The sequence below is a fragment of the Neptunomonas sp. XY-337 genome, assembly GCF_004959845.1.
GTDB lineage: Bacteria > Pseudomonadota > Gammaproteobacteria > Pseudomonadales > Balneatricaceae > Neptunomonas > Neptunomonas marina.
This window is the reverse complement of the sequence record NZ_SPLL01000010.1, coordinates 1-14,962: the sequence shown is the minus strand read 5'-3', so window position 1 is coordinate 14,962 and position 14,962 is coordinate 1. Positions and strand designations below refer to the sequence as shown.

14 protein-coding genes are annotated in these 14,962 nt (G+C 51.9%); 6 read left to right on the top strand and 8 right to left on the bottom strand.

Features of this window, described 5'->3' with window-relative positions; translation table 11 throughout:
• Nucleotides 1–308: energy transducer TonB (locus tag E4L36_RS17290; protein WP_169051575.1), on the top strand; the 308-nt coding region annotated here is incomplete at its 5' end.
• On the opposite strand, the gene E4L36_RS17285 is transcribed toward E4L36_RS17290, so the two are convergent.
• Nucleotides 305–1,855 (bottom strand): bifunctional aminoglycoside phosphotransferase/ATP-binding protein, encoded by a 1,551-nt coding sequence (locus tag E4L36_RS17285; RefSeq protein ID WP_136681612.1) that lies wholly within the window; start codon nt 1,853–1,855, stop codon nt 305–307. The genes E4L36_RS17290 and E4L36_RS17285 overlap by 4 nt on opposite strands.
• Nucleotides 1,856–1,901: 46 nt before the next feature.
• Here E4L36_RS17285 and mrcB point away from each other — a divergent pair, with 46 nt between their 5' ends.
• The gene (gene mrcB / locus E4L36_RS17280) at nt 1,902–4,256 is read left to right on the top strand and encodes a penicillin-binding protein 1B (protein WP_136681611.1); all 2,355 of its coding nucleotides are present in this window, start codon (nt 1,902–1,904) and stop codon (nt 4,254–4,256) included.
• A gap of 8 nt (nt 4,257–4,264) precedes the next feature.
• The gene (locus E4L36_RS17275) at nt 4,265–4,867 is read left to right on the top strand and encodes a tetratricopeptide repeat protein (RefSeq protein ID WP_136681610.1); all 603 of its coding nucleotides are present in this window, start codon (nt 4,265–4,267) and stop codon (nt 4,865–4,867) included.
• Nucleotides 4,868–4,890: 23 nt separating this feature from the next.
• Here E4L36_RS17275 and E4L36_RS17270 read toward each other — a convergent pair whose 3' ends face one another.
• Genes E4L36_RS17270 through E4L36_RS17255 form a run of 4 tightly spaced genes read right to left on the bottom strand, consistent with a single transcriptional unit; the run spans nt 4,891 to nt 9,183 of the window.
• Nucleotides 4,891–5,523 carry a hypothetical protein gene (locus E4L36_RS17270; RefSeq protein WP_136681609.1) on the bottom strand — a complete coding sequence of 211 codons (633 nt, stop codon included), beginning with the start codon at nt 5,521–5,523 and terminating at the stop codon, nt 4,891–4,893.
• 10 nt (nt 5,524–5,533) lie between these two features.
• Nucleotides 5,534–6,820, bottom strand: a complete 1,287-nt coding sequence (gene hemL / locus E4L36_RS17265) for a glutamate-1-semialdehyde 2,1-aminomutase (RefSeq protein ID WP_136681608.1) — start codon at nt 6,818–6,820, stop codon at nt 5,534–5,536.
• A gap of 9 nt (nt 6,821–6,829) precedes the next feature.
• The gene (thiE, locus tag E4L36_RS17260; RefSeq protein ID WP_136681607.1) at nt 6,830–7,465 is read right to left on the bottom strand and encodes a thiamine phosphate synthase; all 636 of its coding nucleotides are present in this window, start codon (nt 7,463–7,465) and stop codon (nt 6,830–6,832) included.
• Nucleotides 7,462–9,183 (bottom strand): chloride channel protein, encoded by a 1,722-nt coding sequence (locus tag E4L36_RS17255; protein ID WP_136681606.1) that lies wholly within the window; start codon nt 9,181–9,183, stop codon nt 7,462–7,464. The genes thiE and E4L36_RS17255 overlap by 4 nt, the downstream gene beginning before the upstream one ends.
• A gap of 119 nt (nt 9,184–9,302) precedes the next feature.
• On the opposite strand from E4L36_RS17255, the gene argC reads away from it, so the two are divergent.
• Both argC and erpA read left to right on the top strand, forming a co-directional pair.
• Nucleotides 9,303–10,334 carry an N-acetyl-gamma-glutamyl-phosphate reductase gene (gene argC / locus E4L36_RS17250; RefSeq protein WP_136681605.1) on the top strand — a complete coding sequence of 344 codons (1,032 nt, stop codon included), beginning with the start codon at nt 9,303–9,305 and terminating at the stop codon, nt 10,332–10,334.
• A 64-nt stretch (nt 10,335–10,398) separates the two neighbouring features.
• The gene (gene erpA / locus E4L36_RS17245) at nt 10,399–10,731 is read left to right on the top strand and encodes an iron-sulfur cluster insertion protein ErpA (protein ID WP_127696072.1); all 333 of its coding nucleotides are present in this window, start codon (nt 10,399–10,401) and stop codon (nt 10,729–10,731) included.
• Between the two features lie 63 nt (nt 10,732–10,794).
• Here erpA and E4L36_RS17240 read toward each other — a convergent pair whose 3' ends face one another.
• Both E4L36_RS17240 and E4L36_RS17235 read right to left on the bottom strand, forming a co-directional pair.
• Nucleotides 10,795–11,913, bottom strand: coding sequence for an anhydro-N-acetylmuramic acid kinase (locus E4L36_RS17240; protein ID WP_136681604.1), 1,119 nt, complete (start codon nt 11,911–11,913; stop codon nt 10,795–10,797).
• Nucleotides 11,913–13,292: a peptidoglycan DD-metalloendopeptidase family protein gene (locus tag E4L36_RS17235; protein WP_136681603.1), complete on the bottom strand. Its 1,380-nt coding sequence runs from the start codon at nt 13,290–13,292 to the stop codon at nt 11,913–11,915. The genes E4L36_RS17240 and E4L36_RS17235 overlap by 1 nt, the downstream gene beginning before the upstream one ends.
• A gap of 190 nt (nt 13,293–13,482) precedes the next feature.
• Here E4L36_RS17235 and tyrS point away from each other — a divergent pair, with 190 nt between their 5' ends.
• Entirely contained in the window at nt 13,483–14,784 is a 1,302-nt protein-coding gene (gene tyrS / locus E4L36_RS17230; RefSeq protein ID WP_136681602.1) for a tyrosine--tRNA ligase, read from the top strand.
• Here tyrS and E4L36_RS17930 read toward each other — a convergent pair.
• Nucleotides 14,773–14,962, bottom strand: a 190-nt coding sequence (locus tag E4L36_RS17930) for a hypothetical protein (protein WP_206064611.1), incomplete at its 5' end; no start/stop codon positions are given. The genes tyrS and E4L36_RS17930 overlap by 12 nt on opposite strands.

The following is a 14,962-nucleotide window of genomic DNA, read 5'->3' as shown; positions in this document are numbered from 1 at the left end:
CGCAACTAAGTGGTACAGCAGAGCAACCCATCAATATTGAATGGTCAGCATTGCGCTTTGCTGCGCCGCCGGTGAAACCGCGCTATCCACGTATGGCGCGCCGTCGCGGGGTGGAAGGTGAGGTGCGTGTCTTAATCACCATCGGCCCAGGCGGGCGGGTGAAGTATGCGGAGATTGAGCAAAGCTCAGGTTCACAAGCGCTCGATCAAGCGGCTATGAAGGCGGTCCGGCAGTGGCGCTTCACGCCGCACACCCGAGGTTTTGTGCGGGCGCGGGCGCCGATCACCTTCTCGCTAACATCCCCTTAAGGGTGGGTTAGGCCTTGCGATATCAGTTGATTCACTAAGCGGCTAACCGCTTCATCATCGTCGGTGTTGATGAGAAACGAGAAGGGCTCTTCTTGTGCGGTCAGCGGCTGTGCGTGAATGAGCTGGTCTTGCATCACCTCGACATCTGCGTCTGATGCATCGACGCCCTCGGCGCTGCGGCGTCGTAGGCGGGCTTCGATCAACTTCTCCTCACATTCACAGCTGATAATACGTGCGGGTACCCCCAGGTTCTCGGCGAGCTGGAAGTAGCTTTGGCGGGTGCGTGCCCGTATAAAGGTGGCATCGACGATCACAGAGTACCCCGCTGCCAGCAGGCTGCGCGCGAGCTCAAACAGGTATTGGAAAGTACGCGCATTCATCTCTTGGCCGTACAGTTGCGGAGATTCGCCGCGATGGCTGAGTTCGCGATACAGCCGTTTACGCTCGACATCTGAGCGAATACGGATGCAATCAATCCGCTCGACCAGCTGTTGGCTCAAATGGCTTTTGCCGCTGCCTGAAACGCCATGCATCAAGAACAGTGTTGGCTTGGTTTGTTGGGTGTAGCTTTGGGTTAAGTTGAGGTAACGGCGGAACTCAGCGAGATTGGGCCGCTCGCCCAACATGGCAACTTTTGCGCGCACCATGGAGCGGTACGATTTATAGAAGTTGAGCACCTCTAAGCCTTGATAATCGCCGCTGATTTCAAGGTAGCGGTTGAGTAACCGGTTAGACCAGCGGTACTCGCCTTTGACTTCAAGATCCATCAAAAGGAACGCGAGATCACAGATGGTGTCTATCCAGCGGAATTGTAGGTTGAACTCAATGCAGTCGAACAAGCGCAAGGTGTCATGAAACAGTGTTATGTTGGCCAAGTGTAGGTCGCCATGGCACTCGCGTACGTGCCCTTCGCGCTTACGGCGTTCAATCGTTGGGATCAGTTGGCGGAACTGCTGTGCGGCGCGCTGAGATAGCAATTGGAGCTGTTGCCAATCGTTGGGAGTTAGTTGTGCTTCGGGAATATGGGTGTAGTTGTCACCCGCCACCTCCCAGATGGTTGTGGCCTCACCCCATGGACTATCTTGTGCGACATGCGGCACGCGCTGGTGAAAATCGGCGATCTGCTCGGCAAGCATATCTATCCAGATCGTCTCGAAGCGTTTGTTACTCAGGATACGATCAAGACGTTGTTCATCGTCAAACTGGTACATTTGCACCGCATATTCAAGCACATCGTCTGCTTCGGTGACCTGATCGGCCGGTATCATACGTGGCGCACTGAGTGGCCCAACGACTGCCATCATCGCATGATAGATATCAGGCGCGAGGCGTTGATTAAGCCGTAGTTCCTCCTCACAGTAATGACGGCGGCTGTCTAGAGTGGTGAAGTTAAGAAAGCCAAAATCAACGGGTTTCTTAAGCTTGTAGGCAAACTCGCCCGTCAAGAAAAGCCAAGAGATGTGAGTCTCGATAACATGAATTGGCTCGGCCACCTCATGGTCATAGGCCGCCGGAGTCGATAGCGCAGCAATCAGTTCTGAATGCATGAAGTCCACTGTGTTTAACGAAAGGTGAAGGGATTATACTTGCCCGATGAGTAAAAAGAGAACATCTGCTAATAAAGCGACAACCACCAAGCGTGGTAAAAAGAGCCAGCCGCGCAGCCGCTGGCGTGCCTTGGGTGTATTCCTGCTAAAACTTTCCTTTCTTGGCGCAGTGATGGCGGCGATTGGTCTGGTTTATCTCGATGCCCAGATACGAGAAAAATTTGAAGGCAAGCGCTGGGCGCTGCCCGCTAAGGTGTATGCGAGGCCGTTGGAGCTATATCCCGGTGCTCAGCTCTCGATTCAAGACTTGAAGCTAGAACTTAAAGGGTTGGGTTACAAGTTTGTCCGCTCGGCAAAAGAGCCCGGGCAAGCGGAGTTTTCCAAAACCCGAGCGCGGTTGGTAACGCGTGGCTTCGAGTTTCCCGATGGCAGTGAAACGAGCCGAAACCTGCAGCTCAGTTTCGCTGGGGGGCAGCTCTCTGGTATGAAAGAGGGGGGCCGTGCAGCGCATCTCGCACGGCTTGAACCCGTACTGATCGGGGGCATCTATCCACAGAATAATGAAGATAGAGATCTCGTTAGAATCGAGAATGTCCCTGCTGATCTCGTACGTGCTTTGGTGGCTATAGAAGACCGTGATTACTACACCCATTTTGGTGTGTCGCCGAAGGGTATTGCCCGTGCGATGTGGGTCAATATTAAAGCGAAACGCTTTGTGCAGGGCGGTAGTACGTTAACCCAGCAGCTCATTAAAAACTTCTATTTAACCTCTGATCGTACATTGGCGCGTAAGTTGATGGAGATGCCGATGGCGGTGCTATTGGATTTCCATTACAGCAAAGATGAAATTCTAGAGGCTTACCTCAATGAGGTTTATCTGGGGCAAGAGGGTAACCGGGCCATTCACGGCTTTGGTTTAGCCTCTCAATACTTCTTTGGCCAGCCGTTGGCAGAGATTAAGTTACACCAAGCTGCACTGCTTGCCGGTCTTGTAAAAGGGCCTTCCTACTATGACCCGCGTCGCCACCCAGAACGCGCTAAAAAGCGCCGTGACCTTGTTTTGCGGGTACTGCGTGATACTGGCCATATCGATGCAGCTCAATACGGTCAGGCGGTGAAAGCGCCGTTAGGGATCGTGAAGCAAAAGAGCCTGTTAAAAGGGGCTTATCCTGCATATCTCGATGTGGTGAAACGCCAACTGCGAGAGAACTACCACGAGGAGGATCTGCGCTCTGAAGGGCTGCGCGTATTCACAAGCCTTGACCCCATTAGCCAAGCAAAAGCTGAAAAAGCGATGGTTGCTGGCTTGAAAAAGCTTGAACAGCGTTACGGCAAAAGAGCGACGTCGCTTGAGGGCAGTATGGTGGTGACTGACCCACAAACTGGCGAAGTGCTCAGTATTATTGGTGGGCGCAGTACTCGTTACGAAGGGTTTAACCGTGCCGTTGACGCTGTGCGCCCCATCGGTTCGTTGGTAAAACCGGCGGTTTACCTTGCTGCACTTCAGCGGGGCTACTCTTTGGTGTCGCCGCTGCAAGACGAGGCATTGCGGGTTGAGATGGCAAACGGTCAAGTGTGGGAGCCGCAAAACTTTGATCGTAAAGCGCATGGGGCAGTGCCGTTGCATCGAGCGCTGGCTAAGTCCTATAACCTTTCTACCGCAAGCTTAGGGCTCGACATCGGGCTGGATTCAGTGATTGATACGCTACGCGATCTAGGGGTTGATAGGCCGATTGATCCTTATCCCTCCTTGCTGCTAGGCGCGCAGGGGATGTCTCCTGTTGAGGTGGCGGGAATGTACCAGACGATCGCTGCGAATGGTTTCCAAATGCCGCTGCGAGTTATCCGTATGGTGACGGACAGCTACGGGCAAGAGCTCTCCCGATACCCATTCCAAGTGCAGCAAACGGTGCCGGGTGAAGATATTCATCTGCTGCAATATGCGATGCAAGAGGTCGCACGTGAAGGCACGGCACGATATATGTACTCGCAACTGCCGAGTTCGTTGAATGCGGCGGGCAAAACGGGTACTTCGAATGATCAGCGGGATAGCTGGTTTGCCGGTTTCACAGGCAACCGCCTAGCCGTTGTTTGGCTCGGGAGGGATGATAACAAGCCGCTACCTTTTACTGGCTCTGGTGGCGCGTTAAGGGTTTGGACCGCGTTTATGAAAGCTGAAAAGCCTACGCCCTTCTTAGCACCAGCTCCAGAGGGAATTGACTACCTTTGGGTGGATGATGAAACGGGTTATTTGTCGGATGAGCGCTGCCAAGGTGCGATTCAAGTGCCGTTTAAGCGGGGGGATCGCCCTGAATATCGAGTTGATTGCGGACTGGAACCTGTAGAGAATAAGGCCAGTGAGCCACTGGATTGGTTTCGGCAATGGTTTAGGCAGGAGTAATAGAGCGCGTGAAGTCCTTTTTTAATCTATCAACATTGAGCCTTGTTATCTTACTGGCGGGCTGTTCCACACAATCGGTTTATCAGCCAGCGGTAGAAGACCGCTCAACGGTTTCAAAGCCGCTGCCAGAGAATAACAGTGTCGTTACACCTGCTGACCCCTCCTTAGGCGTCAAGGTTACGCCGGTTGGGCCATCTCCTGTGATTCGCTCACAGCGTGAAGATGTCCAACAGGAGCAGCGTACCAAGAACCCCGTACCTGTTGCTCCAACGCAAGTTGTACGCAAGCAAAACCCAGCGGTTGTGGCGCTGCTGGATACGGCGAAAACCCAAACGCGCAACGGGCAGTTACGGAATGCCCAAACGAGTTTGTCGCGAGCACAGCGTATCTCGCCTGATGACCCAGCGGTTTACTACTTCTTGGCGGATACACACCGCCGCTTAGGTGAGTTCTTGCAAGCGGAACAGGTAGCGTTGAAAGGTGTCGCAACGGCGGCGGGACAAAACCAGCAGCTGTACCGCCTTTGGAAGCTGGTGGCATCAATTCGCAGCGATGCGGGTGATTTAGAGGGTGCCAACAAAGCGGATGCGGTGGCAAAGCGTTATAAGTAACGCGAAGTAACGAAAAAGAGGCCCTAATCGGCCTCTTTTTTTGTCTCTGCTTGTTGGAGCCGGATCACTTGGCCGGTGGCTATACCGAAGGCGATAAGGCCCGCCGCAAAACTGGTGAGCCGCAACGGTTCGCTCTGCAAGCCCTGCCAAACAGGATAAGGCCCAGCGACCAGCATAGAGACACCCCAGCAGCCTGCGGTGATTAAGCCCGCTGTACGCACGCTTGGGCTACTAAAGCGCACAAACGCAATGACCAGCGCCGCAACCGTGAGCGCACCCAGTACCACCGAGTAACTTACGCCGAGCTCCATTCGACGCATCAGCTCGAACATCGCAAACAACGCCAGTACCCAGCGCCCCCAGCCTCGGCGAGAGAAGTGATAGCCAAAGCTTGCTGCAAACAAAAGCGACGCCATTAACGGTGTGCTGATGTAGGTCGCTAGATTGCTCAGTAAACGCTGCATGGTTTGGGCGTCTTGCGAGCTGTTCGTAAGCGTCAATTGCCCCACCTCGGCGGCAGCAATAAACGCCACCGCCATCAAAATCAGCGATGCGAGCGTTTTGCTCTGCTCATTGAGCTTTTCAGGCTGTCGAAAGAGCAGGGCTGAACACACGATGCAGCCCAAAATTACGCTTAGGTGAAGTACCGTTAGCATCGTGAGATCGTTACTTTAACGTTGCGAATACGCGATCTGCTGCGTCAATCGTACGATCGATGTCCGCTTCTGACGTTGCTGCAGACATAAAGCCTGCCTCATACGCAGACGGTGCCAGATAAACGCCCTCTTTTAGCATGCCTTGGAAGAACGCCGCGAAGCGTTCTGTATCGCACGCGGTCGCCTCAGCGAAGGTTGTCACGTCCGCTTGATCAGTGAAGAAGAGGCCAAACATACCGCCCACCGCCGTGGTGGTGAAAGGAATACCATGCTTGAGCGCCTTCGCTTCCAAACCTTGAGTCAGTAGCTCTGTTTTCGCTGAAAGTTGCTCGTGAATGCTACGGTCAGCATCTAGCGCATTCAGCATTGCCAAACCTGCACTCATCGACAGAGGATTGCCCGATAAGGTGCCCGCTTGGTAAACCGGGCCGAGTGGCGCGATGTGAGACATGATGTCGCGGCGTCCACCAAACGCACCAACAGGTAAACCACCACCGATCACTTTACCCAGTGTTGTGAGGTCTGGTTTAACGTTGAAGTGAGCTTGAGCACCGCCCAAAGCAACGCGGAAGCCCGTCATAACCTCATCGAAAATCAGTACACTGCCATGCTCGTCACAGACTTCGCGCAAGCATTCTAGGAAACCAGGCTGGGGCGGGATGCAGTTCATGTTGCCAGCGACTGGCTCCACGATGATGCAGGCGATTTGGTCACCAAGCTCAGCGAAGGTTTGGCGGACATTGTCAACATCATTGTAGGTCAGCGTGATGGTATGCTCGGCTAGGGATGCCGGTACACCCGGTGAGCTGGGCTCGCCCAGAGTCAACATGCCAGAGCCTGCTTTGACGAGCAGTGAGTCTGAGTGGCCGTGGTAGCAGCCTTCGAATTTGATGATTTTGTCACGCCCGGTAAAACCGCGCGCTAGGCGGATAGCGCTCATCGTTGCTTCTGTGCCTGAGCTCACCATGCGCACCATCTCGATGGAAGGCATGAGCTCGCACACTTTGTTAGCCATCTCGGTTTCAATCGCCGTTGGGGCACCGAAGCCTAAGCCGTTGTCGAGCATACTACGTACGGCATTCAGTACGTCTTCCTGAGCATGACCCAGAATCATTGGCCCCCACGAACCCACGTAGTCGATATATTCGTTGTCATCTTCGTCGTAGAGGTATGCGCCTTGGCCGCGCTTAAAGAATACGGGTGTACCACCGACCCCTTTAAATGCGCGAACCGGCGAGTTTACGCCGCCTGGAATATGCTCTTGGGCTGCTTGGAATAGATCTGCTGAACGTGACATAGAATAACCTTAATCTTCAATCCGGTTGAAAGTCTGATTAAATGCGCGTGCTTGGGCGGTGATATCGGCGGCTGCAAAGAGCGCATGTACCACCGCAATCATCTGCGCACCTGCATCGATTACTTGGTGGGCATTATCCACAGTAATTCCCCCAATCGCCACCACTGGCGCGTTGATCTCTTGTTGAGCTGTGTGCAGTAACTCCAGAGGTGCAGGCTTGGCATTGGGTTTTGTTTTAGAGGGGAAGAATGCGCCAAATGCCACATAATCAGCCCCTTGAGCCGCGGCTTCTTGAGCAAGCTCCAGTTGGTCGTGGCAGGTGACGCCAATGATGGCTTGAGCGCCAAGAGCGGCACGCGCTTGGCTTGGAGAACCGTCGCCTTGCCCCAGGTGCACGCCATCAGCTCCACTTAGCTTGGCGAGCTCTATATCATCGTTGATGAGTAAAACGGCGTTATGCTGGTGGCAGAGTGCGACCAGCGCCTTAGCTTGGCGCAGGCGGCGTGTAGAGTCGGATGATTTGTCGCGATATTGCAGAATACGCATACCGCCTTCTAGCGCTTTTTGTACGCTGTCTAATAGCGTTTCATCGTTGGGTAACAGTTCGCTATCGGTAATGCCATAGAGGCCATATAGTTGTGTCATGGTGTTTGTTTATGCGTGTAATAATATTCAATCTGTGATCGTGTCAGCATACCGAGAATATCTCCTTGATTGCTCTGTACGCAGAGCAAGCTGACTTGGCGTTCGTTCATCATCTGTAGTGCTTCGTGCAGTGTGGCACGAAAGCTGATAGTGGTGACATCAAATCGTTCAGCTGGCATCTCCAATAGATCAATCGTCTGCTTTTCCTCTTTACGTGCCAAGTAGTCTTGCAGTTCTTTCGGGGGCATCACAAAGCTTGGTGTATCGCTGTTTTCATCAACTAAGATCCACACGGGCTGCTCTGATAGTAGCTGGCTGGCGGTGGATGCCTGTAGTGATGAGGGCGTTGAAACGAAGTTTCGCTCCATCAGACTACCGACTGCGGCGCGCGATAAAGCCTGAGCGAGAGGCTCTTGGCGATAGTCGAGCCCTTGAGCTTGTAAAGAGGATAAGAAAATAGAGGGCAAGTTGAAGAAGTAGCGCACAGTGAGGTTGCTGATCACGATTGCGATCATGCCTGGGAAAATAATGTTTGGATTACCGGTTAGCTCAAGTAGCGCGACGAGTGCGGCGAGCGGTGCATTGAGCACCGCAGCCATCATCGCGCCCATACCCAACATGGCGTAAAGGCCAATGTGGGAGACGTTGCTATCGGCCAAATGTGTTCCCACTTGGCCAAAAATAGAGCCGATTAATGCACCGATAAACAGCGTGGGGCCAATAAGACCTGCGGGAATACCCAGGCCTAATATGATGGGGGTGACAATGAGCTTTGCGAGCAGCAGCCCCACGAGTAGCTGCAGTTCCAATGAGCCTGCGAGTGTTTCGCCAATGGTATCGTAGCCGACGCCCATGATCTGCGGATAGAAACACGCCACCGTGCCAGTAATTAAGCCCGCCAAAGAGAAGCGCAACCACACAGGTGTTTGAGAAAGGCGTACTGTTTGCAGCATAAGGTGGCTAAACGCTGCGGCACATACCCCGACAGTCACGCCAAGCAACATCACCCACGGCAGCTCAGCGAGTGAGTTGATCGTAAAGGGTGGAACATCAAAGGCATCGTGATAACCCAGCGTGGTGCGCATCAGCAGATCAGCTGCCACGGCAGACACGATAACCGGTGTGAAACCAATGAGCGTATATTCGAGCAGAATAACTTCCATTGCGAAGATAACGCCCGCTAAAGGAGTGTGGAAGGCGGCGGATATTGCCGCTGCCGTGCCGCAGCCGATCAATAAGCGAATGGAGTTATTGGGCACTTTAAGTTGCTGCCCTAACCAGCTACTACCCGCCGCACCTAAGAAGACAGCCGGGCCTTCCCGCCCGACAGAGTGGCCACTGATCAATGCAACTGATGCGGTCACGAACTGCATAACTAAGCTGCTAAAAGGGATATAGCCTTGGTGGTAAGCCATGCGCTGCAGCAGGTTAGCCATCCCCACTTGGCGGGCAATTCTGGGCCACGTTAAGTAGATCGCGATAAGCACCGCACTGCCTATCAGCGGCCAAGTTAGGCGTTCCAGAACGGTAAGCTCTTCGAAATTCTCGGGGTTCGCGAGCCATGCGCTCAGGGGGAGCTCAACGGCGAGCCGAAAAAGTACCATCAGTAGGCCGGTGATGACACCGGAAGCTAGGCCAAGAATCACCAGCTGAGGCAAAGCATCGAAATGCGATAGGCGCTCGCGAAAGTGTTGTAGGGTCAGTTGCTGCTTAATCATCAAAATCTATAACCAACTGCGGATAGTCTTTGCTCGGCCTGCTCGCTATTATAAGGGCGTAGGCTCGCGCTTGTGCGTGCCCTACGTTATCAGTTTTTGTAGCCCGATGAGAGGTCCAAGTGATTAAAGTAGGTATTGTAGGTGGTACAGGTTATACCGGCGTTGAGCTGTTACGCCTGTTAGCAAATCATCCTGATGTTGAGGTGAGCGTTATTACCTCTCGCTCTGAAGCAGGTGTAAAAGTTGCTGATATGTTCCCGAACCTGCGACGACACTACGACCTCGCTTTCACGGTGCCTGACACGGAAGCACTGGCCGCCTGTGATGTTGTTTACTTTGCAACGCCTCATGGTGTTGCGATGAGCATGGCGCCTGAGCTGGTTAAGCGTGGTGTGCGAATTATCGATCTTGGTGCGGACTTCCGTATTAAAGATGTAGAGCTATGGTCACAGTGGTACAAGCTTGAACACACGTGCCCAGATCTCGTTGAGATGGCGGTGTATGGTCTTCCAGAGGTCAACCGTGAACAGATCAAACAGGCACAGTTGATTGCGTGCCCGGGTTGCTACCCGACGGCTGCACAATTGGGCTTTTTACCGCTGCTTGAGAATAACTTGGTCGATCACCGCCGTTTGATTGCTGACTGTAAGTCTGGTGTTAGTGGTGCTGGGCGCGGTGCATCGGTTGGTTCGCTGCTTTGTGAAACCAGCGAGAGTATGAAAGCCTACGCAGCTGGTGGCCACCGTCACTTGCCAGAGATCCGTCAGGGTTTGAGCCTAGCGGCAGATCGTCCGGTTGGATTGACTTTCGTGCCCCATCTCACCCCGATGATCCGTGGTATCCACGCAACGCTGTACGCTACGTTGAAAGATCCAGTGGATGGTTTGCAAGCGCTTTATGAATCGCGTTATGCGGATGAGCCGTTCGTTGATGTGATGCCAGCGGGCAGTCACCCTGAAACGCGCAGCGTTAAAGGAGCAAACATGTGTCGGATCAGTGTATTCCGCCCGCAAAACGATGATACGGTGGTGGTGCTTTCTGTGATCGATAATCTCGTTAAGGGGGCTGCGGGGCAGGCGATTCAGAATATGAACATTATGTTTGATCTGCCTGAAGATGCTGGTTTATCCCATACGGGCATGATGCCTTAAACTTGACTAAACTACTCGGTTAATTACAATAGGTAACCAAAGTTAATTTAGGTACGAGTAAACTATGTCTGGATCTATGGTCTTTACCGATGCAGCTGCGACAAAAGTAAAAAGCCTAATTGAGGAAGAGGAAAACGATCAACTGAAGCTGCGTGTGTTTATCACAGGCGGTGGATGTGCGGGATTCTCTTACGGCTTTACTTTTGATGAGGCCGCAGCAGAGGACGATACGCAGATCGAGAATATGGGCGTAACGATGCTGGTGGATCCTATGAGCTACCAGTATCTTGAAGGCGCGGAGGTTGATTACACGGAAGGGCTGCAAGGCTCTCAGTTCAAAATTAACAACCCCAACGCAACGACCACCTGTGGTTGCGGCTCGTCATTCTCAATCTGATCGAAAAAGGCAGCCTATTAAGCTGCCTTTTTTATGTCTCCTAGTTTCCCTCTATCAATTACGTCAGCGAAAAGCGGGGTAGACCCCCCCTAGCAGCGTAGCTTGCGATGCGCCTGTCACCGCAGGGCAGTTGCCACTTAATTGCTGTAAGTTGCGATAAGCCAGCCACGCGAACGCGGCTGCTTCGACCCAGTCTGGTGATAAGCCCAGTGCGTGGGTATCTTCGATAAGGCGAGGTTGAATGTGCGCTTCTAACCGTGACATAAGATGCGTGTTATGTGCGCCTCCACCACAAACATATAGCTCAACCTCATCGAGGTTATGGCGCGCCACTTCGTGTGCAATAGTGATCGCGGTGAGTTCTGCCAGTGTTGCTTGTACATCAGCGGGGGCAACGGGCTGGCCATAGGTTTCAAGCCTCTTGAGTAACCAATCTAGGTGGAATAATTCGCGGCCGGTGCTTTTTGGCGGTGGTTGCTGGAAATACTCAGTGCTAAGCAGCAGCGTGAGCAGATCTTTATCGACGCTGCCACTTGCTGCCCACTGGCCCGATGAGTCAAAGCTAAGTTGTTTACTGTGGGTTATCCAAGCATCCAGAAGCACATTGCCAGGCCCCGTATCATAGCCAGTAAGGTTACTGTCTATGTGAGGTGACAGTAGCGTAATGTTGGCCATGCCGCCGATATTCAGAATGATGCGTGAGCGCTTGTTTGATGTGAACAGTGCTTGATGAAACGCAGGTACGAGCGGGGCGCCTTGTCCTCCAAAGCAGAGGTCGCGCCGGCGAAAATCAGCTACGGTGGTGATATTTGTGCGTGCGGCAATGATGTTTGGGTCGCCGATTTGTAATGTAAAACCACGCTCTGGACGGTGGCGAATGGTCTGCCCATGACTGCCAATCGCATGGATATCACTGGCTTTAAGCTGGTGAGTGCGTATAAAGGTGCTGACGCACTCGGCAAAGAGCTCTCCGAGGGCTGTATCAAGCTCGCCTAACCTGTCGATCTCGTTGTCGCTTGGCTGGGTCAGTGCGAGGATCTGCTCGCGTAGTTTCGCTGGAATAGGGTAGGCCTCGCCAGCGACTAAGCGAAAGTGATCTTCATCAATCTCTGCAACAGCGACATCGATACCATCTAAGCTCGTCCCGGACATAACACCAATATAACGTTGGATGGCTGTCATCAGTTATTGCCTGCCTGCGCGTATTGAGTCGCTGCGAATGTATTTAACTGCTGCAATACGTGAGCGGCTGCGGTTTGGAATCGTGCTTGCTCATCTTTTGGAACGGGCTGAGCGTGCGGGAATTTAACCTTCATCGGATTTTTATGTACACCGTTGACGCGAAACTCATAGTGCAGGTGAGGTCCCGTTGCTAAGCCCGTTTTACCCACATAGCCGATAACCTGCCCTTGCTTAACCCAGCTGCCTTGTTTTACTTTGCTGCGGAACTTAGACATGTGCGCGTAGAGCGTGGTGATATTGCCACCGTGCTTCAAAATGATCACATTGCCGTAGCCACCCTTCTTGCCGCGAAAGATCACCTTGCCATCTCCTGACGCTTTGATGGGGGTGCCGGTGCGTGCTGCATAATCAACACCTTTATGAGCGCGGATTTTGTTTAAGACTGGGTGGCGGCGCGATAAATTAAAGTGCGAACTGATGCGTGCAAAATCGACGGGCATACGTAAAAAAGCTTTACGCATACTCTGGCCCTCTGGTGTGAAGTAGCTGCTGTTGCCTTCAGCATCGGTGTAACGAATCGCAGTATAGGTTTGATCCTTGTTGATAAACTGTGCGGCAACAATATGGCCGTCGTTGATTTTCTTACCATCCAGATATTGCTCGTTATATAGCACTCGGAATTGGTCGCCTTTACGTAAATCCTGCGAGAAATCGAGATCCCAGCCGTAAATGGCTGCGAACTTCATAATCATATTTGCGGATAGGCCCGCGGCTTCGGCATCTAAAAACAGAGAGTTTTCGATAGTCCCTTCAACAAAACGCTGCTGGCTAACCGGCGTGCGCTCTTGTAGACGGACGGAGTAAGTGTTGCTGGCGGGTTGGCGCTCTACAAATATCGTTTTCAATGCGTTGACTTCATAACGCACCTTCTGCAGTTCGCCGCCTTCAATCAGAAAGCTCAGTGTTTCGCCAGGGTATAGGCGGTTGAGCTCTTTGCCCTCTTCAGTGGCCTTCGCTACGTAGTAAACATCGGTTGCGGTGAGACCTGCCCGTTTGAAGAGCGACGTTAGGTTGTCATTCTTCTCAACTAGATAGGAAACCCAATTCTCTTCAACCACTGGCTCTTCAGCCAATACGGGAGGCTCAACCGCAACAGGTTGTGCTGTGGTAGGTTGGCTTGCACTGGTCGGTGACGTTGGTGCTGCAATCACAGTCTCTGCTGCGGGCAGCTCGAGTGGTATTTGCGCTTTCTTGGCTTCAACGGATTCGGTAGGCAGTAGCAGCAGAGTAATAGCGATGATCGTACTGCAAATAGCGATAGCGGCGATATGTACCGAAGGAAAGCGGTGGCGCGGTAATAAGTTTTTCAATGACGGCATCAGTAGACCCTAATGTCGATTTTTAATTAACAAATGAAACGATTTCGTAAATATACACAAATACGTCATGGTTATCGGCTATTCAAGGAGAAGATAGACATATTCGTTGAATATTTGTTCAATACGCGCGCCGCGTTTAGAATAGCGGCGTTTATTAACCATGACATGAATTAAAAGGTATGAGACTTAAATGAGTAAGTTAACACTGTTAGAGGATTTAAAAGCACGTGGCCTAGTTGCACAAATGACTAGCGAAGCGGAGTTGGAGCAGCACCTCAATGAAGGCAGTGTAACCCTCTATTGTGGCTTCGACCCTACCGCCGACAGCTTGCATATTGGTAGTCTGGTACCGTTATTGGCGCTACAGCGCTTTCAGCGTTACGGTCACAAACCACTAGCATTGGTAGGTGGTGCTACAGGCTTAATCGGTGATCCATCTTTCAAAGCGCAAGAGCGTAAGCTCAATGATGATGAAACCGTTGCAGGCTGGGTCGAAAAACTACGCGCCCAGGTGAGTGCTTTTATCGACTTCGATTGCGGAGCTAATAGTGCAGAGGTGGTTAACAACCTCGATTGGACTCGCGGTATGGATATTCTGACGTTCTTACGCGATGTAGGTAAGCATTTCTCTGTTAACCAAATGATTGCGCGAGAGTCAGTTAAGCAACGTATTAATCGTGAAGGTGAAGGAATCTCCTTTACTGAGTTTACTTACTCCATTCTGCAATCGTATGACTTCCAAGTGCTGAACAGCTCGCACAACTGCACATTACAAATCGGTGGTTCTGATCAGTGGGGAAATATCACCGGTGGTACAGAGCTAACGCGCCGTGTTAACGGTAATCGCGTGTTTGGTCTTACTCTGCCACTGATTACCAAATCAGACGGCACTAAATTTGGTAAAACTGAGTCGGGCACTATTTGGTTGTCGGCAAACAAAACATCGCCTTACGCGTTCTACCAGTTCTGGCTACAAACGGCAGATGCGGATGTTTACCGTTTCCTTAAGTACTTTACGTTCCTATCTGTTGAAGAAATTGATGAGCTCGAAAAAGCGGACGCAGAACGGGCAGGGCGTCCTGAAGCGCAGGCTGTCTTGGCTCGCGAAGTGACACGACTCGTACATGGCGAAGAAGGTCTTGCTGCAGCTCAGCGTATTACCGATGCGTTGTTCTCTGGCGATGCGACGAGTTTGTCACAGAACGATTATGAGCAGATCGCTCAAGATGGTCTTCCCTGCTTCCTATTAAACGAAGCGGAACAGTTTGAACAGCCGATCACTAGTCTGTTATCTGCTTTTGACTTGGGCACAGGCAAGCAGATTAAAGACGCGCTGCAGCGGGGTGCTGTCGTCGTCAATGGTGTTGCGTTGGGTCTAGATGATAACTTTAAAGTGAAAGAGACCTTTACCCGAGATAACGCACAGTTTGATAATTACTTTATCGTCAAAGTTGGTAAGAAGAAGCACTGTATCGTTAAATTAGGCGATTAAGCTTCTTACACTAATACCTAAACGCCCCTCTGGGGCGTTTTTTTGTATCTGTGTTGATTGTTTTTTGTTCGGTTTTAAATGGTTTTGTGTGTTTTTTAACCGGTTTTGACGTTTTTTTGAGTTTTTTATTAAAAAGTTGAAATAAGTGTTGACGGCAGAAGGGAGGTCTCTATAATAC

Coding starts and splice junctions, on each gene's coding strand:
- erpA (WP_127696072.1), top strand. CDS start 10,399: ATGTCTGGATCTATGGTCTTTACCGATGCAGCTGCGACAAAAGTAAAA.
- hemL (WP_136681608.1), bottom strand. CDS start 6,820: ATGTCACGTTCAGCAGATCTATTCCAAGCAGCCCAAGAGCATATTCCA.
- E4L36_RS17235 (WP_136681603.1), bottom strand. CDS start 13,292: ATGCCGTCATTGAAAAACTTATTACCGCGCCACCGCTTTCCTTCGGTA.
- tyrS (WP_136681602.1), top strand. CDS start 13,483: ATGAGTAAGTTAACACTGTTAGAGGATTTAAAAGCACGTGGCCTAGTT.
- thiE (WP_136681607.1), bottom strand. CDS start 7,465: ATGACACAACTATATGGCCTCTATGGCATTACCGATAGCGAACTGTTA.
- E4L36_RS17240 (WP_136681604.1), bottom strand. CDS start 11,913: ATGACAGCCATCCAACGTTATATTGGTGTTATGTCCGGGACGAGCTTA.
- E4L36_RS17270 (WP_136681609.1), bottom strand. CDS start 5,523: ATGCTAACGGTACTTCACCTAAGCGTAATTTTGGGCTGCATCGTGTGT.
- mrcB (WP_136681611.1), top strand. CDS start 1,902: ATGAGTAAAAAGAGAACATCTGCTAATAAAGCGACAACCACCAAGCGT.
- E4L36_RS17255 (WP_136681606.1), bottom strand. CDS start 9,183: ATGATTAAGCAGCAACTGACCCTACAACACTTTCGCGAGCGCCTATCG.
- E4L36_RS17285 (WP_136681612.1), bottom strand. CDS start 1,855: ATGCATTCAGAACTGATTGCTGCGCTATCGACTCCGGCGGCCTATGAC.